The organism is Aggregatibacter aphrophilus ATCC 33389 (assembly GCF_900636915.1).
Taxonomy (GTDB): domain Bacteria; phylum Pseudomonadota; class Gammaproteobacteria; order Enterobacterales; family Pasteurellaceae; genus Aggregatibacter; species Aggregatibacter aphrophilus.
This window is the reverse complement of record NZ_LR134327.1, coordinates 1,639,144-1,660,113: the sequence shown is the minus strand read 5'-3', so window position 1 is coordinate 1,660,113 and position 20,970 is coordinate 1,639,144. Positions and strand designations below refer to the sequence as shown.

The window sequence follows — 20,970 nt, the reverse complement described above, 5'->3', positions numbered from 1 at the left end:
TTCCTTACGCTAAGGTCATCACAGTGTCGCCCACCGCTACGGCGTCACCGGCTTTGACGCAAATGCCACGCACGGTGCCGGCCTGTGCGGCTTTCACTTCGGTTTCCATTTTCATGGCTTCCAAAATAAACAACACATCGCCCGCAGCCACGGTTTGACCTTCAGTGGCGACGACTTTCCAAATATTACCCGCCATCGGCGCAGTCACCGGTGTGCCACCACTGGTTGGCCCTGGTGCCGGGGCGGCTTGCGGCGCAGCTTGAGGATCTGTAGTCGCCACATGAGAAATATCGCCGCCTTCGCTTACTTTCACCACAAAGGCTTTGCCTTCCAATTCCACGGTATAAACAGCAGAGCCAGAAACAGTTGGTGCAGCTTTAGAAACTGGTTTATTTTCCACCGCACTTTCATTGCCGGTTGGGGCTGGTTCAAAGGCGGCAGGGTTGTTGCGGTTTTCTAAGAATTTCCATGCAATTTGAGGGAAGAGCGCCACGATTAAAGCACCATCTACGGCGTTGTCTGCCAATTTCACGCCTTTCGCTTTAGCTTGTTCTGCAACTTCAGCTTCAATTTTCGCCATTTCAGGTGCAATGTGATCGGCAGGACGGTCAGTTACTGGTGCAGCCCCTTCTAATACGTGAGCTTGTAACGCACTATCTACCGGTGCAGGTGTTTTACCGTATTCACCTTTTAAAATACCGGCGGTTTCTTTGGCGATGGTTTTGTAACGTTCGCCTGTGAGCACGTTAATTACCGCTTGAGTACCAACGATTTGTGATGTCGGAGTCACTAATGGAATGTAACCCAAATCTTTGCGCACACGTGGAATTTCGTCCAATACCAAGTCTAATTTATCGGAGGCGTTTTGTTGTTTTAGTTGGTTTTCCAAGTTTGTGAGCATACCGCCCGGCACTTGTGCCACTAAAATACGGCTATCTACGCCACGTAGTTGACCTTCAAATTTGGCATATTTTTTACGTACATTACGGAAATAGGCGGCGATTTTTTCCAAACGCGGAATATCCAAACCGGTGTCATATTCGGTGCCTTGTAAGGTCGCTACCATGGATTCGGTTGCCGGGTGGCTGTAAGTGCCGGACATAGAAGAAATCGCTGTATCCACACCGTCCACGCCCGCTTCAATGGCTTTTAATAGCGCCATTTCCGCCATACCGGTGGTAGAGTGGCAGTGCAAATGCAATTCCACGTCGAAACGTTTTTTAATTTCGCGCACTAACTCTGCTGCTGCCATCGGGTTCAAAATACCTGACATGTCTTTGATGACCAAGCTGTCGATACCGATTTCAAGGAGTTGTTCGGTGGTATCGAGCCAGGTTTGCATGGTGTGTACCGGGCTTGTGGTGTAACTTAATGTCCCTTGTGCATGACCGCCGAATTTACGCACGGCTTGCAACGCCGCTTTCATATTACGCGGGTCATTGAGCGCATCAAACACGCGGAACACGTCCATGCCGTTTGCTACGCAACGTTCTACGAAACGTTCCACTACGTCATCGGCATAATGGCGATAACCTAGCAGGTTTTGACCGCGCAATAACATTTGCAACGGGGTTTTCGGGCAGGCTTTTTTCAACTCACGTAAACGCACCCACGGATCTTCACCCAAAAAACGAATACAACTATCAAAGGTCGCACCGCCCCAAGCTTCCAGTGACCAATAGCCGATGTCGTCTAATTCATGGGCAATTGGCAGCATATCATCAAGACGCAAGCGGGTTGCGAAAAGTGATTGGTGGGCATCACGAAGCACCAGTTCGGTCATTTTAATTTTTTTAGTCATAGTAAAATCCTTATTTTATTTGAACTGTTGGGTACGGCGATGGTGCGCGATAGCCGCTGCAATCACAGGGAGCAAACGCTCAAAATCGTCGGTAGGTGCCGCAGAAAGTGCGGTGGAATTTTGGGAAGTTTTTAGTGCGGGTTGAGGTTCGGGAAAAAATCGGTTGATAAGTTTAGACATCAGCCCAATTGCCCAAATTAAAATGAGCAAAAAGACCAACACAAAACCCATCCCTGAAAACATCAGATTAATTCCTTCACCCATAAGTTCTGTGGGACTCATCATTTGCTTCCTTATTTGTTTGAAAAAAGAGAAGATTTTATTTTAATGGATTCGTTTTAGTAAAACCGTGATAAAGATCATAATTTGGGTAGATGGAAGCGTGAGAGAAAGGAAAGTGCGGTGGATTTTTAAGATGTTTTTTGTGTGGGTTAAATATTATCAAGAGTGCATTGATGGCGCGCATCTCCTGACGCGTGCCTCCGTACGATAGCGCAATCGTCCACGCTTGGGCTGAAAATATATATTGGTGGAAATCAAAAAGGCACAAGCGAAGGACGCTTGCGCCAGCAGGAGGCAAACGTTCCCACGCTTGGGCTAGCAGAGTATTATTATCTATGTGAGGATAGTTTTCTGTTTTTTCTATATTTTTTTATCTTTTGGAATATCATTTTTCTGCATTTAAAATTGTTATCTAGTTTACTCATCTCTTTATACGAGAATGAAATTATTAGCAATAAAAAAGTAGTGAGAAATATAGAACTATATTTTTGACTTTTTATTGATTTTGATATGTATCTTATATCATCTTGATCAGTAAATGCGTTACAGATAATTTTTTGGTATTCTTGAGATAATATATCTTCACTTATAACAATATTTTTTTGACAGGTCTCAGGTGTGATTACCCAAATATTTTTTTCTTGATCCAGAAATTTATATTGTTTAGCTTCATATTGGTTTATCCAAAACCAACTGCTATTTTCAAATTTAAGAAGCACAGAATCCTTATTGATAAATGAAATTAAAATCGGTAAAGAAGCTAATGTTATCAATGAAAATAATAAGAATGCTATAATTGATAAAGCATATTTCTTTTTATGACTTTTTAGTTTTAGTGACTCCATATCCAGTAGTTTACCTACTTTTGTGATTAGCCTAAAATCTAGGGAGTATTTTCTTATCCAATTCTCAAATTTATTCTTTTGTTCTAAGGAAATTGCATTTTTGTTATATAAGAAGTTGAATCTTTCAATATCTAATATTTCATTAATAAAATCATCAATTTTAGTTTTTTTGAAGTTTTTTAATATTAGAAATGATATCTTATGCAGCAGCGAAAAGGATGAGCCTGTTCTCTTGATAAAACAACATGGCACAAAAAGTACTATTACTAATCCTATTATTTTATTAAAAATATTTAGATATTCATTAATGGATGATAGTAAGTCAACTTGCTGAACTCCCATTGTATACTCCTATAGAATTTATGGTAATTAAAAAAATCTGAGTCTTAGTTAAGTGCGGTCAAATTCCCAATCATTTTTCTAAAAAACACTCAAATTTCCGACCGCACTTTCCTTTAAATCACCCCTGATTCAACCCTAAAAAATCGCCCACTTCATGTTCTAACTGGCTCATGGCAAGTAGGGCTTCTTGGGTTTGTTTGGCTTCTTCTTCGTCGATAATGCTCATGGCGAAGCCAACGTGGACGAGAACCCATTTACCGAGAAGGGACTGCGGGTCGCTATCGCAGATAAGGGAAATGTTGACTTGGCGTTGTACGCCGCAGACATCCACGGTGGCGAGTTGTAGGGCGCTGTCACCGATTTGGACGATTTGCCCGGGAACTCCTAAACACATAATTCTTTCACTCCATTTGAAAATTGCGTCTATTTTATCATGGCCTTAAACAGGTTTCGGCGATCTGGATCAAATGTCGGCTGTTTTGTCGGCATGGATAAAACCATACGCAAACAATCTTGCGTGAGTTGAACGGCTTGTTCGTTAGTCAGATTCGGGTCAAGAGGTGAGTGCAAAGAACAGCTTAAATATTGCGGGACGTTTTCAACGCCACTGACGGTGAAGGTTAGCGCTTTGTAGGGCAGTTGTACGGTGAGTTTATCGCCTAATTCACGCGGTTCCCATTGTTGTTGAGGGCCGGGCAGAATGACAACGCTAATCATCCATGGTGTTAATACCGTGCCGATCCATTGTTCTTCAAATAAAACAAACTTAGGGCAGAAGCATTCAATACCTTTGTGGTAGAACGGCAGATCTTGCATTTCAGGCACAATGTTTTGCATTTCGGTAAGAAAAATATCCGTCGGATTTTCTTCAAAACCGTCAATTTGAGTTAAAAGTGCGGTGGAATTTTTACTTGCTCCTTCGGAGCCCTTGGCAAAGCCAACGTTCAAAAAGTCTTGCTTTTTGTCAGGTGTTTTTTCGTGTCGGTACATGGTTCATTTTTCACAGAGTGTCGGTGGCATCTCCCGATGCCTACCGAAAATATTCATAAATAAGCACGCGTCAGAGACGCGCTATCAGGGGATTAAAGAATAACAGGCGAAACCTTAAATAAAGTTCCCCTCTTTTGTAAAGAGGGGTTAGGGGAGATTTAACTCTTGTCTCTATTAATTACCCTCTTTTCTAAAGAGGGGCGTCTAGATTCAAACCATATTCAGCAATCACTTGATTCAAGGTTGTAAAAACATTCGGTAATGCTTTTTGTATTGTTTCCGTCAAGCCAATTCCAGATTCTAGCGATTCCGGTTGGATGCCGATAAGGCAAAGGTGTTTGGGGAATTCGTCCGTTAATTTCATGGCGGAAAGCACATCACAAATGCCGAGTTGGTGCGGCGAAATTTTGCGGGAGAAAAAGGTTGGCACTTGATCGTCATGCAACACGATAATTTCTCCCGGTTGTTTATTAGCAAGCACGGCATCGACAATAATCAAATACTCGCGATTGGCCATCGCATCCAGTAATTCCATGCCACAAGTGCCGCCGTCGATGACATCAAAGTGCGGTTGAATTTCAGGGCGTTTTTCAAGCTCCTGTACAACACGCACCCCCACGCCTTCATCACTTAACAAAATATTGCCGACACCAAGAATTAACGGCTTCATTACAACACCTTCACTTCAGTCACTTCGCCGTTTTCTGTGTTAACAACGTGCACGGCGCAGGACATACAAGGGTCGAAAGAGTGAATAGTTCTAACCACTTCTAACGGCTTAGTCGGATCCGCCACCGGTGTACCGATAATGGAAAGCTCATAAGGGCCCATTTGGTCTTGTTCGTTACGTGGACCTGCATTCCATGTAGATGGTACAACCGCTTGGTAGTTTTCAATACGGCCGTCTTTAATAACAACCCAGTGAGAAAGCATACCGCGTGGTACTTCACCGAAGCCAACACCACGGAATTCGCCGCTTGCCGGAATGTCAGTTTTGATATAAGCGGTAGTGTCGCCTTTGGCGATGTTATCAATGAGCATTTGCCATTGTGTACCTAGAATGTCATTTAGTGCACAGCAATGGACTGTACGACCGATAATGCGTCCAAGGGTGGAGTGTAATTGGTCGGTGGTTAAGGTATTACCGGTCAATTTTTCATAAATGCCTTTTAATTCGTTGAAATGGGTAACGGTTGGTTTGTCATTCGCCGCCAAGCCGCAAATTAAATAGGCGAGCGGACCGACTTCTACCACTTTGCCGTAGAAGGTCGGCGCTTTTACCCAAGAATATTTGCCGTCATCTTGCCAACCGGTGTATTTCGGACGGGTTAAACCCACCCAAGGTTCGAGCGGTTCGTCGTCTTCATACCAAGCGTGTTTACCGCTTTCTTTAATGCCTTTTACGACGAACTCGTCTTTTTGGTTGTCAATGGCGCGGAAAGTGGATAAATCGCTGTTTTCAACATAACCGCCTTTCAACACGAATTTAGAATTATCCGCATCAATTGGATATTCCGGCACGGCTAAGTAGTTACCGGACGTTTTGCCAAGACTCAGCCATTCCGGATAGAAAGCCGCAAATACGGCAGCATCGATTTTATAAACTTGGTTGATAAAATCGCCTAAGCGATCAATGCAAGCTTTCACGAACATTAGACGTTCATGATTAAGCACGGCTTGGGAATCCAAATTAATCGGGTTCGCCACGCCACCGATAGCCAAGTTTTGGATGTGCGGTGTTTTACTGCCGAGCAATGCTACGACACGGTTTGCATCACGTTGGCATTCAAGGGCTTGTAAATAGTGCGCTACGGCAATGAGGTTTACTTCCGGCGACAATTTCATTGCAGCATGACCGAAATAACCGTTAGCGAAAATACCGAGCTGTCCGCTATCTACCAACGCCTGAACTTTTTTCTGTACATTGCGGAATTCATTGGCGCTATTTAACGACCATGTGGAAACGCCTTTTAGCATATCTGCCGCTTTTTCCGGATCCGCTTTCAGGGCGGCGGTGATATCCACCCAGTCCATGGCGGAGAGTTGATAGAAATGTACAATATGGTCGTGAATACTGTGTGCTGCAAGAATCATGTTACGAATATATTGTGCATTGACTGGTACTTTAGCACCAATAGCATCTTCTACGGCACGCACGCTGATAATCGCGTGTACAGTGGTACATACGCCACAGATACGTTGCATAATCATCCATGCATCACGCGGATCGGCACCTTTTACAATATTTTCCATACCACGCCACATGGTACCGGAAGACCAAGCATTGGTAACAACACCGTTTTCAATTTCGCAATCAATACGTAAATGCCCCTCAATACGGGTAATCGGGTCAATTGAGATACGTTTTTTTTCTGACATTATTCTGCTCCGCTAAGTTTTTTACTGAATGCCGCTTTTTCGGCAATGATTTTTTCTGATTCTTCTGTGTGTTTTTCTTTAAAGACCGGCAAGACCGGGAACAGACGAATGATTAAAATATAGGCACAAACCTCAATGGACACGAAACCGATTGAGATCAACAATTCTTCCGCTGATGGGAAATATTTATAGCCGTTGCCCGGGTTATACATGATAAGCGAGTAGTTCATCCGCCATAATGCGGCGCCGAGTAACATGCTGAGTGCCGAAATAAACAACCAACGGGAGTCGGATTTTTTCTCACCAAGGAAGAGGGTTAACAATGGTAAAACCATTAGCCAAACTTCCATCCAGAACATCCACGCTTCAAATTTGGTTAGTTTGTCAAAACCGAACACCAGTTGTAGTTTGTCGTGATAAATCAATTCGCCGAAACGTACCACAAGGAAACAGAAGATCAAGCCTGCGGTAACTCGTGCCAATTGAGTGAATAAATGACGTTCGTCAGGTGTTTTTCCTGCAAGACCGGCTTTCACTAAGGAACCTTCAAAGATGACGATAGAGAAGCCCATAATGAAAGCAGTGAGCAAGGAGAGAATCGGTAAGACTTCATAACTTTGCCATACCGGATGCACTTTATGGCCAGCCACAATCATTAAAGACCCCATGGAAGATTGGTGCATCATCGGCAACAAGGCACCCAAGGCAATAATGAAAAACATGATTTTATTGAGTTTATTAAACCATTTTTTCAAGCCGAGGAAACCGAGCCATACTGGGGCAAACTCCAAGGTCACCACAATGATATACACGGTCATACAAAATGCCGTTTCAAACAACACGGAATTGGTGTTGAACTGTCCCGGAACGTAGAAATACGGCAAGTGCCAATAACGCCCCATATCAATGGTGATAGATAAACCGCCGAGGGAATAGCCGAATAAACTGGCAAGCAGGGCAGGACGCACGAGAGCGTGATATTTCCCGTTATTGAAAATATACACCGCCCAAGCCAAAGCCCAACCACCACAGGCAAATCCTGTACCGACGAGCAAGTCAAAGGCAATCCATAACCCCCAAGGATAACCGCCGTTAAGAGCAGTTACGGAACCAATCCCGAAGACCAACCGTTTTACAATCAATAAAATACAAAGTACGGCAAGGGGGGCAAAAAAGAGAATAGCGGCGGAAATTAAACGACCGCCCACCGGACGTGGATTACTCATGATCATCATCCTCCGCTTCTTCGATTTCTTTACGTGCCTGACGCATCGCTTCTTTTTGAGCCGCAATACGCTCGGCAATCTTATCACCATGCATATTTTTGTAAGTCATAAAGGTTAAACCTGCAAGTGCCACTAATGGCAATGCCAAACCGCGATAGAGAAAATGTTGTAAATGTGCTGCTCGGGTTCCCGTGGCAACTTCATCTAGTGGCGGTAAGCCGAGATTTTCGAAAGGTACGCCGCTTAAGGCTAACACTTGTGTACCACCGCCTTCCGTTTCGCCGTAAATGTGATATTGATACGCCGGCACAGTAGCGCGATATTTATCGGTACTGTTAACGTGTTGGCGCGGATAGTCATATTCCGTGCCGCGAATTAAATGCAAACGACGTTTGGCTTCCGCCAATAACTCTTCACGGGTACCAAAAATAATGGCGCCGGTCGGGCAAACATGACAGCAACCCGGCAGTTCGCCTTTGTCAATGCGTTCCAAACCTTTTTGATTGCACAGTTCACATTTGCTGATTTCGCCGAATGGGTTGTCGTAATCGTATTTCGGTACGTCAAAAGGGCAACCTACCATGCAATAACGACAGCCCGTGCAAATGTCGGGGTCGTATTTCACAATGCCGGTCTTCGGATCTTTCGTTAAGGCTTGAACAGGGCAAACGGCAACACAGTTCGGGTCAACGCAGTGCATACATTGTTTTTTAATGTAAGCATAGCCGTTGTCTGTTTGGTCTTTATTTTTGCCGTCGCCATCCGACCAAACTTGAATGATATTGCGGGTGAACGGCGTAAGTTTGTCGTTGTTTGACCAGGTTTGTTCGCCTTTGGGATTCACTGCGGTTTTATTGACTTGCTGACATTCCGCCACACAAGCTTGGCAACCCACACAAAGAGTGGAGTCGTACAACATGCCAAGTGCGGTCGGAATGGGCGGTAAATTTTCGCTTGCCTGCGTTTTACTGACAGGCAAACCTACCGCAACGCCACCAAGCAAACCTGCTTTTAAAAAATTGCGTCTATCCATTTGATTTACCTGTTTGTTGTTTTTTCTCTGCTTTTTCTGCGGCTTTGACGGCTGCACGGGCTTTGTGTTGAATACTAAGTTCCCGTAAGGTGACAACACTGACCCCGGCCAAAATTGCGGCCGCACCGCCTAATAAACCGATTGCCGTCATGCTGGCACTTGAACCTTCCGCATTATTGACATCCGGTTTTTCCACCCGAGGAGTTGGATTTTCCACGCTGGATAATTGGAAAATGCTTTTGGTAAAGCCTACGCCTTTTTCATTACAGCCATAGCAAGGGTGCCCGATACCTACCGGCCAGTTATTGCCGCCGACATCACAAAATTCTAAGGTAGAGCAGTTGCCGTAAGTTTCCGGCCCTTTACAACCGAGATGATATAAACACCAGCCGTGACGATGACCGTAATCGCCGTATTCTTTAGCAAAACGTCCGGCATCAAAATGTGGACGGCGATAGCAGTTTTCATGAATTAAGCGATCGTAAGCGAATAACGGACGATTAAGTTTGTCCATTGCCGGCAATTTCTTATAAGTCAGAATGTAAGCGACTGTCGCAAGGAAGTTATGTGGATTTGGTGGACAGCCCGGAATATTAATAACCGGTGTGCCTTTTGGTAATACTTCAGATAAGCTGCTTGCACCGGTTGGGTTACCACCGCTGGAAGGTACGCCGCCCCACGCGGCACAAGAACCAATGGCGATGATGGCAGCAGCGCCTTTGGCGGCCTCGCGAATGTGTTCCACAATCGGTTTGCCTGCTACCATGCAATAAACGCCACCGTCTTTCATCGGAATAGAACCGTCAACCACCAAGACATATTTGCCGTAATATTGTTTAATGGCATTGTGTTTATTGTCTTCGGCTTGCTCACCAAAGGCGGCGGAAAGGGTTTCATGGTATTCCAAAGAAATCATTTCCAATACCAAATTTTCTACCGTTGGGTGGGTAGCGCGTAGTAAGGATTCGGTACACCCCGTACATTCTTGCGCGCCAATCCATAACACCGGCGGACGTTTCGGTTCGGTTAAAGCGGCGGTCATCTCCGCACCGGCTTTTGAGCTTAATCCCATGGTTGCCGCAAGTGCGGTACATAATTTCATGAAATCCCGACGGGAAACTTCTGCTAAGGCAGAAAATAATCCATCACTTTTTTGCATATTATCACTCCAATTGGCATATTATTCGTATGGTTATCTTGCGTATGATATTCCCGTGAAATGGAAATTTAATTGATCATTGTCAAAAACATCCTTACTTTTTGTAAGAAAATGCGATTTAACTTGTTGTTTTTATTACCTAATTGAGATTTATTCTCATTTGTTAACGAATTGTAACTGGAAATGGGTATAATAATTCTATTTCGAGCAAAGAAGAAAAATTAGAGTAGAGGAGAGAAATGTTTTTTGTAATTTGATAGCGCGTTTCTTGATGCACTTGTTATCATAGAAAATGCTTTTTGGAATTAAGAGAAAGGTCACGCGTCGGGAGACGCGCGCCATCATTTAGTACCATCATTCGTGTTGTGATTTCCTGACATTACAAAATCTTTGCAAAAACCGACCGCACTTTTTCGGCATCTTTCACACCTGGAGCACTTTCCACGCCGGAATTCAGATCCACACCGACACAATGTTGTGCCAATGCCGCATCAATATTGTTTGGATTGATGCCTCCGGCTAAAAGGATTTTATGTTTCAGATGGGCAGGAATTAGCGACCAATCGAAAACTTCGCCTGTACCGCCTCGTTGTGCGCCTGACTTGCTATCGAAAACAAAACGATCAATCTCAGAAACGTCGTCAAAAACCACCGCACTTTGATGGGTTACATCCACGGAAATGGCTTTCCAAATGCGAATGCTTTCAGGCAATTCGGTGCGAAGTGCGGTGATAAATGCCGACGTTTCATCGCCGTGTAACTGAACGGCATAGAGCTGTAATTGCTGCGCGATTTTCACGATAAAATCAATGTCTTGATTTTGAAACACGCCCACAAAGCGAAGTGGGGCTGCTGTCACCAATTCTTGGGCTTGGCGTAAACTGACACAACGTTTGGAGTTTTCGACAAAAATCAGCCCGCCGTACAATGCGCCGCTTTCGTAAACGGTTTTTACGTCTTGCGCACGGGTTAAACCGCACACTTTGTTTTCGCCAAAAATCACTTCACGCACGGCGTTGTTTAAGTCGGGACTGCCCATTAAACTGCTGCCAATTAAGAAGCCGTGGGCAACGTGTTGCAATTCGCGTACTTGTTGATGATCGTAAATGCCTGATTCACTGATAATTCGTACGTCGGAAGGAATGCGGTCGGCATATCGGTTGGTTAATGCCACCACGCGGTTTAAATCCACGCTTAAATCATGCAAATTACGATTATTCACACCGATAATTTTCGCCCCTAACGCCAAGGCGCGTTCAAATTCTTCTTCGTTGCTGGTTTCGGTCAACACGCCCATGCCAAGAGAATGTGCCAAATCTGCCAAGATGCGATAAGTCTCGTCGTTCACCACCGAAAGCATGAGTAAAATCGCGTCGGCTTGGTAAAAACGCGCCAAATAAACTTGATATTCGCTGATCATAAAGTCTTTGCACAACACCGGTTGTGTGACAACGTCGCAAACTTGTTTGATATAGGCAAAATCGCCCTGGAAGTATTTTTCATCTGTCAGTACAGAAATCGCATTGGCATAGTGTTTATAGATCTGCGCAATTTCTGTCGGTTTAAATTCACTGCGAATCAACCCCTTGGAAGGCGAGGCTTTTTTACATTCCAAAATGTACGCCGGTTTTTGGTGCGTGCCTTTTGCCAACGCATCATAAAAAGAGCGGTCGGATTTTTGAATGTTTTTTTCAAATTCACTTAACGGAAATTCCGCTTCTTTGTTTTTTACCCATTCGGCTTTGTCGAGCACGATTTTTTGTAACACCGTAGCGGTTTCAAGTGGTTTGGAAAAGTCTTGTGTGATCATGTTTATGTCTTATTTTTAAAACGGGTCTTTAAATTAATAGGTCGTCAATTTCTGTAAAGTTTCAAACGGCTTGCCTTGCGCAATCACATCCAATACCCATTGTGCATTTTGTTTAATGTCTTCTTGTCCGAACAGTTTTAATAATAGTGCAGTGTTCATGGCAACGGCTTGGTTGTGTTCCGTTTTGCCTTTGCCTTGTAAAAGTGCGGTAATCATTTGCGCATTTTCTGTTGGTTCGCCACCGCGCAAACTTTCCAACGGTTTGACTTGGAAGCCAAAATCCTGCGGAGTTAGGGTATAACGTTCAATCTCGCCGTTACGCACTTCCGCTACTTCTGTAGTGCCATGAATTGCCACTTCGTCTAAACCACTGCCGTGCACGATAATCGTGTGTTCGTGACCTAATTGGGCAACGGTTTGGGCGTAAATATCAATCAGTTCAGGAGAATAAACGCCGAGCAATTGACGTTTCGGACGAGCCGGATTAGTAAGCGGACCAAGAATATTAAAGAGCGTACGGGTTTTTAAGGCTTGGCGTACAGGCACCACATATTTAAAACCGGGGTGATATTGCTGTGCAAACAAGAAGCTGATACCAATGTCGTCCAATGCTTTGCGGGCTTGTTCTGTTGACATAGCGATATTGACACCCAATGCGGTTAATAAATCGCTTGAACCGGTTTTACTGGAAACGCTACGGTTGCCGTGTTTTGCTACTTTGGCACCACAAGCGGCTGCGACGATAGCGGATGCCGTAGAAATATTGATAGTATTGGAGCCGTCACCATCGGTGCCAACGATGTCGGCAAAGGGGTAGTCGGGTGTCGGAAACGGTTTGGCATTTTTAACGGCGGCTAATACGGCACCGTTGACTTCATCGATGGTTTCGCCACGCACTTTTAGTGCCACTAACATGGCGGAGATTTGTTCATTGCTTAATTCACCCAACATGATGGCATTAAATAAGGCTTCGCTTTCCGCGGCGGTTAAGGTTTGTGCGCCATAAAGTTTTTCTAATAGAGCTTGGTTTTCCATCATCCTTGTCCTTATTTATGAATATCGTAATCCAAATCGCGCGCTTCATCGCCGGTCATGCCACGGAAGCCCCAACAATGCGCCGGTTGCTCTTTGATGGTGATTTCCACGTCAAACGGACTAATGCCTAATTTGTATTCAAATTCACTGAACAACATTTTAATCAAACGTTTTTTGGTTTGTTCCAAACGACCTTGCATTAAATTGATTTCAATCACCATGTAATTGTCGGTGCGGTTTGTCGTATGCGGATAGTAAAAATCGTCGTCTTCCAAACAAATAAAACGAAGCGCGTGCTTGCCTTTGGCAACATCTAAGCCAAGTTCCAGGCAGTTATAAATCACCTCTGCTACAGCGGATTTGCGAGGGGAGAGGGTGCGTTTTAAGCCATATACTGTGATCATTGTATTTCCTATTTATCTCATTTATTGATGGCGCGCGTCTCCTGACGCGTGCCTTAAATTTTTAAGTTCAAGTTATGAAACGAGGCTACGTGCTTATGAATTCCGTTTCAACAACCATTCCACCGATTGCGCCAATAACTGTGCCCCTTGTACCGTTAAAATAGATTCGGGGTGGAATTGGAAGCTACAAATCGGCAAAGTGCGGTGGCGAATTGCCATATTAATGCCATTATAAGAGGCGTTCGGAATCAATTCATCGGGTAAATTAATTCCCATGAGGGAATGATAGCGCGCTACCGGCATCGGGTTGGTCAAACCTTTGAACATGGCTTCATTGTCGTGTTCAATTCTGGATACTCTGCCGTGCAAAATTTCACCCGCGTGAACGACTTTACCACCGAAGGCTTCGATTAACGCTTGATGCCCCAAACAAATACCCAACATCGGTACTTTGCCGATTAATCGCTTAATCAACGGAATCATATTTCCCGCTTCATCCGGTGTGCCCGGCCCAGGGGAGAGGGCAAGAATCGTATCCGGTTGCGCCAAGGCGTTTTTTTCTAAAATCGCTAAATCGCAATCATTGCGGTAAATGTGAACCTGATGTCCCAATCCGCGAAATTGATCCACCAAATTGTAAGTAAAGGAATCAAAGTTATCTAAAAATAAAATGGTTGCCATGATGTCACTCCTATTGATTCGCTTTCTTATTGGTTTGTACGATGGCGTTGATGACCGCACGGGCTTTGTGACGGGTTTCATCGGCTTCCATTTGCAGGTCGGAATCCAACACCGTGCCACAACCGGCTTGCACATGGGCAATGCCGTTTTGCACGAAGGCGGAGCGAATCACAATGCAGGTGTCAAAATTGCCATCAGATTGTAAATAGCCTACGGCACCACCGTAACTGTGGCGTTTTTGTTGTTCAAATTGATAAATTAACTGCATGGCTTTGATTTTCGGTGCACCGGTTAGCGTACCCATGTTCATACAAGCCTGGTAGGCGTGTAGCGCATCCAGTTCAGGGCGAAGTTTACCTACAACGCGAGAAACAAGGTGCATAATGTGCGAATAACGATCCACCTGCATTAAATCTTTCACATGGCGGGTTTTACTTTCGCAAACACGGGCGATGTCGTTACGGGCTAAATCCACCAACATCAAATGTTCCGCCTGTTCTTTATGATCCAAACGCAATTCCAGTTCCAAACGGGAATCTAATTCGGGATCGATATTGCCGTCAGCATCAAAACCGCGCGGACGAGAACCGGCAATCGGGTAGATCTCCAACTGACGGGTAGTTTGCGAATATTTCAAGGCACTTTCCGGTGAGGCACCGAATAGAGTGAAATCCTCGTCCTGAATAAAAAACATATACGGGCTTGGGTTGTTTTGTTTTAACTGACGATAAGTCGCCAACGTATTCGGGCATTCAAGGGAGAAACGATGGGACGGCACGATTTGGAACACGTCGCCGCAATAAATATGTTGCTTCAGGCGTTCAATAATTTTCTTGAATTTATCATCATCTAAATTAATGGCAACCTCGGTAGAAGCCGATTTGAGGCTTAAGTGCGGTCGAATTTCCAAGAGTTTTTTGGCAATCTCTTGGGCGTTCTGTTGCAACGTAGCCAACGCATTTTGTGCAAAACAAAAGGTTTGTAATTCCGCTTGTTGCAATTGATGGTCGATCACCAGTAATTGTTCCGCTAAATAAAAGCAATAATCCGGACAGGTAATGCCATCATCTTGCAAAGTGATGTTTTCCATCGGAATGAAATTTGCCACCAAGTCATAGGCGAATAACCCGCCTAAAAAAATCGGCAACGAGCTTGCCTGATAAAGTTCGGTGAAACAACGCAACCCGTCGAAAATGCCGTGTGCCAATAATTTGCTGTCTTCGTCCGCATTATTGTCGGCAGGTTTGAATTCCACTTGCAGTTCGGTGCTTGTTTGGGATTTTACGTTTACCTGTGCCGAGAACTTTTGCGCAATTAACGGTAACACTGCAGCACCGTTGTCGGTCAACGCATGAAAAGTCACGCGTTGTCCCAAACAGGAAATTTTTATGGCCGCGTTAACGAGTAATAAACTTTTCAGACTGTTTTTGCTGGAGATCTCAGCAGATTCTAAAAGTAGCGTATTCGGTTTGTTTTCACATAATGTGGCGAAAATGGCGGTAGGGTCGCTGTGATAAGGTACGTTTTGCGTAAAAGTTTGAATAAAAGCGGAAAACATTCTCATTTCCTTAAAAGCATGAAATAAATTTTGCACTATTAAACTAGTACAAGAGTTGAAAGTCAAGAAAAATAAAAATTTTGTTTAAGAATGGTGGAAATGGATGAATAGCGAAGTAGGGCGGATTTAATATCCGCCCACGATATGAATCAAAAAGTGCGGTCGTTTTCCACGGCGTTTTTACTGCGCCATCTTTTTCGCCGTCTTCAAAAATCCTTGAGCTGAATTGTAAATTTCAGCTTTGCCTTGGGCGTTTAGAATCATATCGGACATTTCACGGAAGGCGCCTTTGCCACCGCCTAAACCTAAGGTGTAATCGGCACAGTTTTTGACATATTCCGGCGCGTCGGCAACCGCGAAGGAAAGTCCACAAATAGCGAAAGCGGGGAGATCAACGCTGTCATCGCCAATGTAAGCCGTTTGCTCCGGCTCAACACCGGCTTGGCGGCATAATTCAAAACAGGCGCTTTCTTTTTCCAGCTTGCCTAAAAAAGCGAGTTTAATGCCTAAATCGGCAATGCGTTTGCGCAAAATTGCCGAATCACGTCCGGATAACACAGCGACCTGAATGCCGGCTTCCATCAACATCCGAATACCTAAACCATCGCGCACATGAAAACTTTTGAGCGCTTCGCCGTTAGCATCGTAGTGCAGCAAACCGTCCGTTAATACGCCATCCACATCGGTGATAACGAATTTCACCTGTTTTAATTTTTCTTGTAATTCTGTTGTCATCAGCTTGAGAACTCCACTAATCCTACGACATTTTGCGCATCGTCCACCACAACCAAAGAATGAATTTTGTGCGCTTTCATATAATTTTCTGCTTCAGATAAATAGGTATCCTGATGAATGGTTTTCGGATGAGAGGTCATCAATTCCTGTGCGGTTTTGGTAAGCGTATTGGCACCGTTGGCCGTTAATGCACGACGAATATCGCCATCGGTGATAATGCCGCGTAATTGCTGTTGCTCCATGACTAACGCCACGCCCATACGCCCTTCGTTCATAATGGTTAAGCAATCGGTGAAGGAGGTCGTTAAGGCGGCAACCGGTAAACGGGTTTGCATTTGATCTTTCACACGGCATAACAAACGGCGGCCTAAGCTTCCGCCCGGATGGAATTTCGCAAAATCTTCCGGTTGGAAATCACGGGCGCGCATTAAGCAAACTGCCAATGCATCGCCTAATGCCATGGTCACAACCACGGAAGTGGTCGGTGCAAGATTGTTCGGGCAGACTTCCCGTTCTACGCTAATGTCCAACACATAATCCGCATGGCGCGCTAAAGTGGAATTTTTATTGGAAGTGAGTGCAATGATTTTGTTGCCGAAGTTTTTTAGGCTTGGAATGAGTTTGTTGACATCATCGGTTTCTCCGCTGTAGGAAATGAGCATGACCACATCAATGGGTTTCAGCATGCCTAAATCGCCGTGAAAGGCTTCCGTAGGATGTAGGAAAAAACTCGGTGTACCGGTGGAAGCAAAGGTGGCGACCATTTTTTTCCCCACCAAGCCGGATTTACCGATGCCACCGATTACTAAACGGCCTTCACAGGCAAGGATTAATTCTACGACATCGGCAAAAGTGCGATCTAATTTCTGGTTTAATTGCCCGAGGGCTTTTTCTTCAACGCTCAAGGTTTCACGAGCGATTTGTAAATAATCCATTGGGATTCCTTTTGTCGGAAAGGGAAAAAGTGCGGTCACTTTTTCATGTATTTTAAATGGCGCTCATTCTAGCCTAACTTTCTATTTAACACTATATTTCTTGTAAGCTGTATTCTTCACATCTTTATTCATACGAATCATAGCGTTAGCATATAACCCAAGCGCCATATTCACAGAATCTATTAAATCGGGATGCAGATAGCTGGCGACCCTGTCCAGATTTTTTTGAATATCTAAATGCGGGTTGATTTTGATCGCTAAGGTGTAAGAACGAAAAGCACGGTAATAATCTTTTTGGTATTCACAAATTTCGCCCTTTAATTTAAGCGCTTCACTGATTTTGGTGAGTGCATGCAGATGACGCTGATGGCTATAAATATAACTATCCAGCTCGCATTGATACCAAAGCAGGGCATCATACGATTGATCGATGTTTTCAAATAACTCTCGAAGCGGCGGGATAATATCGATGCTGCCGGTCTTCACCCAAGCGCGCAAAAAAGCACTTCTGTCCGCCAGTTTACCTTCTTCGTTAATGGCAAATTCACCATAAGGGAAAACCACAAAGAGTTGATTATTACGCCATTTGAAGTTTTTTTGTCGGCCGAATTCCGGATTAACGGAAAAGCGGGTTTGCCCGGTTAACATATTAATAAACACCAGCTTTCCGCCATCTTCACTGCCTTTACGGTGACAAAATTGAATCAGCAAGTTGCCATCAAAATTTTTGTACATATATTCAAAGGCATCAAAAGTTCTGTGAAAGATGACATTGCTGCCCTGTTGGTAAGTGACATCGGTTGTTTGTTGCGGATAGCGGGTTTTCACCGTTAAAGCGGCATTGCGCGTTGTATCAAATGTCATAGCTTATAAAATGTTCAAGTGAAAGTTCCGCTGTAGGTTATACGCCTTAGCAGGGCGTAATTCAATGCTTATAAGTCAAAAGTACGGTTGTTTTTCACAAAATTTTTTTATGCGAAAAAACGTGTTTAAAATCGACCGCACTTTTACTGCTACATAGTTAAAGGCGATTTTATCCCTATATTTCAGCCTAAATTTAGGCTATACTGCGCGTCGAGTTGGTCAGGCAATCGCCGGTCTATTGAAGCCCTCAAATTTGCGCAAGCGTAACCTAGGGGACAAGTAGACGGGAGGAAAGTCCGGGCTACACAGGGCAGAGTGCCGGATAACGTCCGGGAGGCGAGAGCCTACGACAAGTGCAACAGAGAGCAAACCGCCGATGGCCCGTAAGGGATCAGGTAAGGGTGAAAGGGTGCGGTAAGAGCGCACCGTGCCGCCGGTAACGGTTGGTAGCAGGGTAAACTCCACTCGTAGCAAGACCAAATAGGAATCCAATGAATGGCCCGTTCAGGATTCGGGTAGGTTGCTTGAGCGTATGTGTAAATATGCGCCTAGATGAATGATTGTCCACGACAGAACCCGGCTTATCGACCAACTCCATTTTCTTTTCAAAAACATTGTCAAAATTCACCGCACTTTTTCTCACAATGTCTAACAAACATTGTCATTTTTTTTATAAAGTTCATTGGCATACTTGATTTTCCGTTTTTTATCGCCATTATAGCCGAGCGTGTTTTCATTATTATTTTATTTAGGGAGTTTTTATCTATGATGCGCATTTTACTTTTCTTAGCCACCAACATGGCGGTATTGTTGGTATTTAATATCATCTTATCGTTGACCGGCATTCAAGCCCGTGATGCCTCCGGCTTAATGATTTTTGCTGCATTATTCGGTTTTGCGGGATCCATTATTTCTTTATTAATGTCCAAAAGCATGGCGATTCGTGCGGTGGGCGCAGAAGTGATTCAACAACCACGCAATGAAATGGAACGTTGGTTGGTTGAAACCGTGTATTCGCAAGCGGATCGAGCCGGTTTGCCACACCCTGAAGTGGCGATTTATCATTCTGCCGATGTAAATGCCTTTGCCACAGGCGCGAGTCAAAAAAATTCCTTGGTGGCGGTGAGTACCGGGTTATTAAATAAAATGACCCGTGCCGAAGCTGAAGCTGTGTTGGCGCACGAAGTTAGTCACATTAAAAATGGCGACATGGTGACCATGGCGTTGTTACAAGGCGTACTTAACACCTTCGTGATTTTCTTGTCCCGCTTAATTGCCAACGTAGTTGCGAATTCCCGCAATCAAGGCAATGAAAGCTCAAGCAATTCCGGTATCTATTTCTTAGTATCTATGGTGCTTGAAGTGGTATTCGGTTTCTTAGCCAGCATGATCGCCATGTGGTTCTCCCGTCAACGCGAATTCAGAGCAGACGCGGGATCGGCGGATTTAGTTGGCAAACAAAAAATGATTGATGCGTTAAAACGCCTACAAAGTTTGCATGAACCACAAGAATTGGAAGGTTCTACATTGGCGGCATTTGCTATTAACGGTAAACACGGCGGTGGGTTAAAAGAGTTATTTTTAAGTCACCCACCGTTAGAAAAACGCATTGAAGCGTTACAAAATCGCTAAGATTTTTACTATTCAATCATAGAGGTTTTTTAAGCCTCTATTTTTTTGCATGAAAGAAAGTAGCTAAAAAGTTTCAGCATAAACGCCTGTACTGATTTTAAAGTGTGGTTGTTTTTTTGAATATTTTTTCTCACGTGATATTTAGATTTGTGAATAATTTGCATCGATATGGATAAATCGCGTGATTTTCTAAGCAGTTAGTATTATTATTGGAACCATTTTTTAGACTAAAGACATCATCACAGAGGATATTTATGCAGCATCTTAAAGATCTTGTGGATAAAGCAAGAAATGCTATAGACAAAATTGAAGATAAAAGCCTTGCGGCACTTGATGAAATTCGCGTGGAATATTTTGGTAAAAAAGGTCACTTTACCCAATTAATGCAAGAATTGCGTAATGTAGCGGCGGAAGAGCGTCCGGCCATGGGCGCGAAAATTAACGAAGCCAAACAAGCGGCATTAGATTTTTTAAATGCAAAAAAAGCAGAGTGGGAGCAGGCCTTACTTAATGCGCAATTGGAAAACGAACGTATTGATGTGAGTTTACCGGGACGTAAAGTGGAAATGGGTTGTTTACATCCGGTTTCCATTACCATTGAGCGCGTAACTAAATTCTTCTCCGAATTGGGTTTTTCTGTTGAGTCCGGTCCTGAAATCGAAAGCGATTATTACAATTTTGATGCCTTAAATATTCCTAAACATCACCCTGCGCGTGCCGATCACGATACGTTCTGGTTTAATCCCGAATTATTATTGAGAACGCAAACTTCCGGCGTACAAATTCGTACCATGCAAAAACAACAACCACCAATTCGCATTATGGCGCCGGGACGCGTGTATCGTAACGATTACGACCAAACCCACACACCGATGTTCCATCAAATCGAATTGTTGTATGTGGATAAACATGCGAATTTCACCGAATTAAAAGGTTTGTTGCACGATTTCTTACGCGCTTTCTTCGAAGAAGACTTGCAAGTGCGTTTCCGTCCGTCTTACTTCCCGTTCACCGAGCCTTCTGCCGAAGTGGATGTGATGGGTAAAAACGGAAAATGGCTAGAAGTGTTGGGCTGCGGTATGGTGCATCCTAACGTTTTACGTAATGTCGGCATTGACCCGAACGAATACTCCGGCTTTGCAGTGGGCATGGGGGTAGAGCGTTTAACTATGTTACGCTACAACGTCACAGATTTACGTTCATTCTTCGAGAATGATTTGCGCTTTTTGAAACAGTTTAAATAATTTTGAGTGAGAGAT

At 44.1% G+C, this 20,970-nt stretch carries 20 protein-coding genes and 1 other RNA gene; 3 read left to right on the top strand and 18 right to left on the bottom strand.

Annotated features, from left to right (window positions below):
• Positions 1-4 precede the first annotated feature (4 nt).
• The 18 genes from oadA to EL144_RS07970 all read right to left on the bottom strand — a co-directional run bounded on the left by oadA (position 5) and on the right by EL144_RS07970 (position 18,079).
• Positions 5-1,801, bottom strand: coding sequence for a sodium-extruding oxaloacetate decarboxylase subunit alpha (oadA, locus tag EL144_RS08055; protein ID WP_005703207.1), 1,797 nt, complete (start codon positions 1,799-1,801; stop codon positions 5-7).
• 15 nt (positions 1,802-1,816) lie between these two features.
• Positions 1,817-2,083 (bottom strand): oxaloacetate decarboxylase subunit gamma, encoded by a 267-nt coding sequence (locus EL144_RS08050; RefSeq protein ID WP_032994837.1) that lies wholly within the window; start codon positions 2,081-2,083, stop codon positions 1,817-1,819.
• A 329-nt stretch (positions 2,084-2,412) separates the two neighbouring features.
• Entirely contained in the window at positions 2,413-3,270 is an 858-nt protein-coding gene (locus EL144_RS08045; protein WP_005703204.1) for a DUF6216 family protein, read from the bottom strand.
• A 118-nt stretch (positions 3,271-3,388) separates the two neighbouring features.
• Positions 3,389-3,664, bottom strand: coding sequence for a hydrogenase maturation factor HybG (gene hybG / locus EL144_RS08040; RefSeq protein WP_005703203.1), 276 nt, complete (start codon positions 3,662-3,664; stop codon positions 3,389-3,391).
• 29 nt (positions 3,665-3,693) lie between these two features.
• The gene (gene hybE / locus EL144_RS08035) at positions 3,694-4,260 is read right to left on the bottom strand and encodes a hydrogenase-2 assembly chaperone (protein ID WP_005703202.1); all 567 of its coding nucleotides are present in this window, start codon (positions 4,258-4,260) and stop codon (positions 3,694-3,696) included.
• 190 nt (positions 4,261-4,450) lie between these two features.
• The gene (locus EL144_RS08030; protein WP_005703201.1) at positions 4,451-4,930 is read right to left on the bottom strand and encodes a HyaD/HybD family hydrogenase maturation endopeptidase; all 480 of its coding nucleotides are present in this window, start codon (positions 4,928-4,930) and stop codon (positions 4,451-4,453) included.
• Positions 4,930-6,639, bottom strand: coding sequence for a hydrogenase 2 large subunit (gene hybC, locus EL144_RS08025; protein WP_005703200.1), 1,710 nt, complete (start codon positions 6,637-6,639; stop codon positions 4,930-4,932). The genes EL144_RS08030 and hybC overlap by 1 nt, the downstream gene beginning before the upstream one ends.
• On the bottom strand, positions 6,639-7,865 hold the full coding sequence (hybB, locus tag EL144_RS08020; RefSeq protein WP_065336495.1) for a Ni/Fe-hydrogenase cytochrome b subunit: 1,227 nt from the start codon (positions 7,863-7,865) through the stop codon (positions 6,639-6,641). Before hybB ends, hybC begins: the two co-directional genes overlap by 1 nt.
• Complete coding sequence (hybA, locus tag EL144_RS08015) at positions 7,858-8,898, bottom strand: hydrogenase 2 operon protein HybA (protein WP_005700514.1); 1,041 nt, start codon at positions 8,896-8,898, stop codon at positions 7,858-7,860. The genes hybB and hybA overlap by 8 nt, the downstream gene beginning before the upstream one ends.
• Complete coding sequence (hybO, locus tag EL144_RS08010) at positions 8,891-10,057, bottom strand: hydrogenase 2 small subunit (protein ID WP_005703197.1); 1,167 nt, start codon at positions 10,055-10,057, stop codon at positions 8,891-8,893. Before hybO ends, hybA begins: the two co-directional genes overlap by 8 nt.
• Before the next feature lie 379 nt (positions 10,058-10,436).
• Positions 10,437-11,867 (bottom strand): bifunctional indole-3-glycerol-phosphate synthase TrpC/phosphoribosylanthranilate isomerase TrpF, encoded by a 1,431-nt coding sequence (gene trpCF, locus EL144_RS08005; protein ID WP_050332688.1) that lies wholly within the window; start codon positions 11,865-11,867, stop codon positions 10,437-10,439.
• A 33-nt stretch (positions 11,868-11,900) separates the two neighbouring features.
• Entirely contained in the window at positions 11,901-12,902 is a 1,002-nt protein-coding gene (trpD, locus tag EL144_RS08000; RefSeq protein ID WP_032994893.1) for an anthranilate phosphoribosyltransferase, read from the bottom strand.
• An 11-nt stretch (positions 12,903-12,913) separates the two neighbouring features.
• On the bottom strand, positions 12,914-13,306 hold the full coding sequence (locus EL144_RS07995; RefSeq protein WP_005703192.1) for a tautomerase family protein: 393 nt from the start codon (positions 13,304-13,306) through the stop codon (positions 12,914-12,916).
• A 93-nt stretch (positions 13,307-13,399) separates the two neighbouring features.
• Positions 13,400-13,987 carry an aminodeoxychorismate/anthranilate synthase component II gene (locus EL144_RS07990; RefSeq protein ID WP_050332686.1) on the bottom strand — a complete coding sequence of 196 codons (588 nt, stop codon included), beginning with the start codon at positions 13,985-13,987 and terminating at the stop codon, positions 13,400-13,402.
• Between the two features lie 10 nt (positions 13,988-13,997).
• On the bottom strand, positions 13,998-15,545 hold the full coding sequence (trpE, locus tag EL144_RS07985) for an anthranilate synthase component I (protein WP_032994833.1): 1,548 nt from the start codon (positions 15,543-15,545) through the stop codon (positions 13,998-14,000).
• A 180-nt stretch (positions 15,546-15,725) separates the two neighbouring features.
• The gene (locus tag EL144_RS07980) at positions 15,726-16,280 is read right to left on the bottom strand and encodes a KdsC family phosphatase (protein ID WP_005703189.1); all 555 of its coding nucleotides are present in this window, start codon (positions 16,278-16,280) and stop codon (positions 15,726-15,728) included.
• A complete protein-coding gene (locus EL144_RS07975; RefSeq protein WP_032994831.1) occupies positions 16,280-17,215 on the bottom strand; it encodes a KpsF/GutQ family sugar isomerase in 936 nt (311 codons plus the stop codon). The genes EL144_RS07980 and EL144_RS07975 overlap by 1 nt, the downstream gene beginning before the upstream one ends.
• An 81-nt stretch (positions 17,216-17,296) precedes the next feature.
• Positions 17,297-18,079, bottom strand: a complete 783-nt coding sequence (locus tag EL144_RS07970) for a hypothetical protein (RefSeq protein ID WP_005703187.1) — start codon at positions 18,077-18,079, stop codon at positions 17,297-17,299.
• Between the two features lie 211 nt (positions 18,080-18,290).
• On the opposite strand from EL144_RS07970, the gene rnpB reads away from it, so the two are divergent.
• The 3 genes from rnpB to pheS all read left to right on the top strand — a co-directional run bounded on the left by rnpB (position 18,291) and on the right by pheS (position 20,955).
• Positions 18,291-18,679, top strand: an RNA gene (gene rnpB / locus EL144_RS07965) — RNase P RNA component class A.
• A 165-nt stretch (positions 18,680-18,844) separates the two neighbouring features.
• Positions 18,845-19,711 carry a protease HtpX gene (gene htpX, locus EL144_RS07960; RefSeq protein WP_005703186.1) on the top strand — a complete coding sequence of 289 codons (867 nt, stop codon included), beginning with the start codon at positions 18,845-18,847 and terminating at the stop codon, positions 19,709-19,711.
• Between the two features lie 254 nt (positions 19,712-19,965).
• On the top strand, positions 19,966-20,955 hold the full coding sequence (pheS, locus tag EL144_RS07955) for a phenylalanine--tRNA ligase subunit alpha (RefSeq protein WP_005703185.1): 990 nt from the start codon (positions 19,966-19,968) through the stop codon (positions 20,953-20,955).
• Positions 20,956-20,970: the final 15 nt, after the last annotated feature.

What these genes read in the sequence shown, in the direction of transcription:
- oadA (WP_005703207.1), bottom strand. Translation starts at nt 1,801, where the DNA reads ATGACTAAAAAAATTAAAATGACCGAACTGGTGCTTCGTGATGCCCAC.
- EL144_RS08050 (WP_032994837.1), bottom strand. Translation starts at nt 2,083, where the DNA reads ATGAGTCCCACAGAACTTATGGGTGAAGGAATTAATCTGATGTTTTCA.
- EL144_RS08045 (WP_005703204.1), bottom strand. Translation starts at nt 3,270, where the DNA reads ATGGGAGTTCAGCAAGTTGACTTACTATCATCCATTAATGAATATCTA.
- hybG (WP_005703203.1), bottom strand. Translation starts at nt 3,664, where the DNA reads ATGTGTTTAGGAGTTCCCGGGCAAATCGTCCAAATCGGTGACAGCGCC.
- hybE (WP_005703202.1), bottom strand. Translation starts at nt 4,260, where the DNA reads ATGTACCGACACGAAAAAACACCTGACAAAAAGCAAGACTTTTTGAAC.
- EL144_RS08030 (WP_005703201.1), bottom strand. Translation starts at nt 4,930, where the DNA reads ATGAAGCCGTTAATTCTTGGTGTCGGCAATATTTTGTTAAGTGATGAA.
- hybC (WP_005703200.1), bottom strand. Translation starts at nt 6,639, where the DNA reads ATGTCAGAAAAAAAACGTATCTCAATTGACCCGATTACCCGTATTGAG.
- hybB (WP_065336495.1), bottom strand. Translation starts at nt 7,865, where the DNA reads ATGAGTAATCCACGTCCGGTGGGCGGTCGTTTAATTTCCGCCGCTATT.
- hybA (WP_005700514.1), bottom strand. Translation starts at nt 8,898, where the DNA reads ATGGATAGACGCAATTTTTTAAAAGCAGGTTTGCTTGGTGGCGTTGCG.
- hybO (WP_005703197.1), bottom strand. Translation starts at nt 10,057, where the DNA reads ATGCAAAAAAGTGATGGATTATTTTCTGCCTTAGCAGAAGTTTCCCGT.
- trpCF (WP_050332688.1), bottom strand. Translation starts at nt 11,867, where the DNA reads ATGATCACACAAGACTTTTCCAAACCACTTGAAACCGCTACGGTGTTA.
- trpD (WP_032994893.1), bottom strand. Translation starts at nt 12,902, where the DNA reads ATGGAAAACCAAGCTCTATTAGAAAAACTTTATGGCGCACAAACCTTA.
- EL144_RS07995 (WP_005703192.1), bottom strand. Translation starts at nt 13,306, where the DNA reads ATGATCACAGTATATGGCTTAAAACGCACCCTCTCCCCTCGCAAATCC.
- EL144_RS07990 (WP_050332686.1), bottom strand. Translation starts at nt 13,987, where the DNA reads ATGGCAACCATTTTATTTTTAGATAACTTTGATTCCTTTACTTACAAT.
- trpE (WP_032994833.1), bottom strand. Translation starts at nt 15,545, where the DNA reads ATGTTTTCCGCTTTTATTCAAACTTTTACGCAAAACGTACCTTATCAC.
- EL144_RS07980 (WP_005703189.1), bottom strand. Translation starts at nt 16,280, where the DNA reads ATGACAACAGAATTACAAGAAAAATTAAAACAGGTGAAATTCGTTATC.
- EL144_RS07975 (WP_032994831.1), bottom strand. Translation starts at nt 17,215, where the DNA reads ATGGATTATTTACAAATCGCTCGTGAAACCTTGAGCGTTGAAGAAAAA.
- EL144_RS07970 (WP_005703187.1), bottom strand. Translation starts at nt 18,079, where the DNA reads ATGACATTTGATACAACGCGCAATGCCGCTTTAACGGTGAAAACCCGC.
- htpX (WP_005703186.1), top strand. Translation starts at nt 18,845, where the DNA reads ATGATGCGCATTTTACTTTTCTTAGCCACCAACATGGCGGTATTGTTG.
- pheS (WP_005703185.1), top strand. Translation starts at nt 19,966, where the DNA reads ATGCAGCATCTTAAAGATCTTGTGGATAAAGCAAGAAATGCTATAGAC.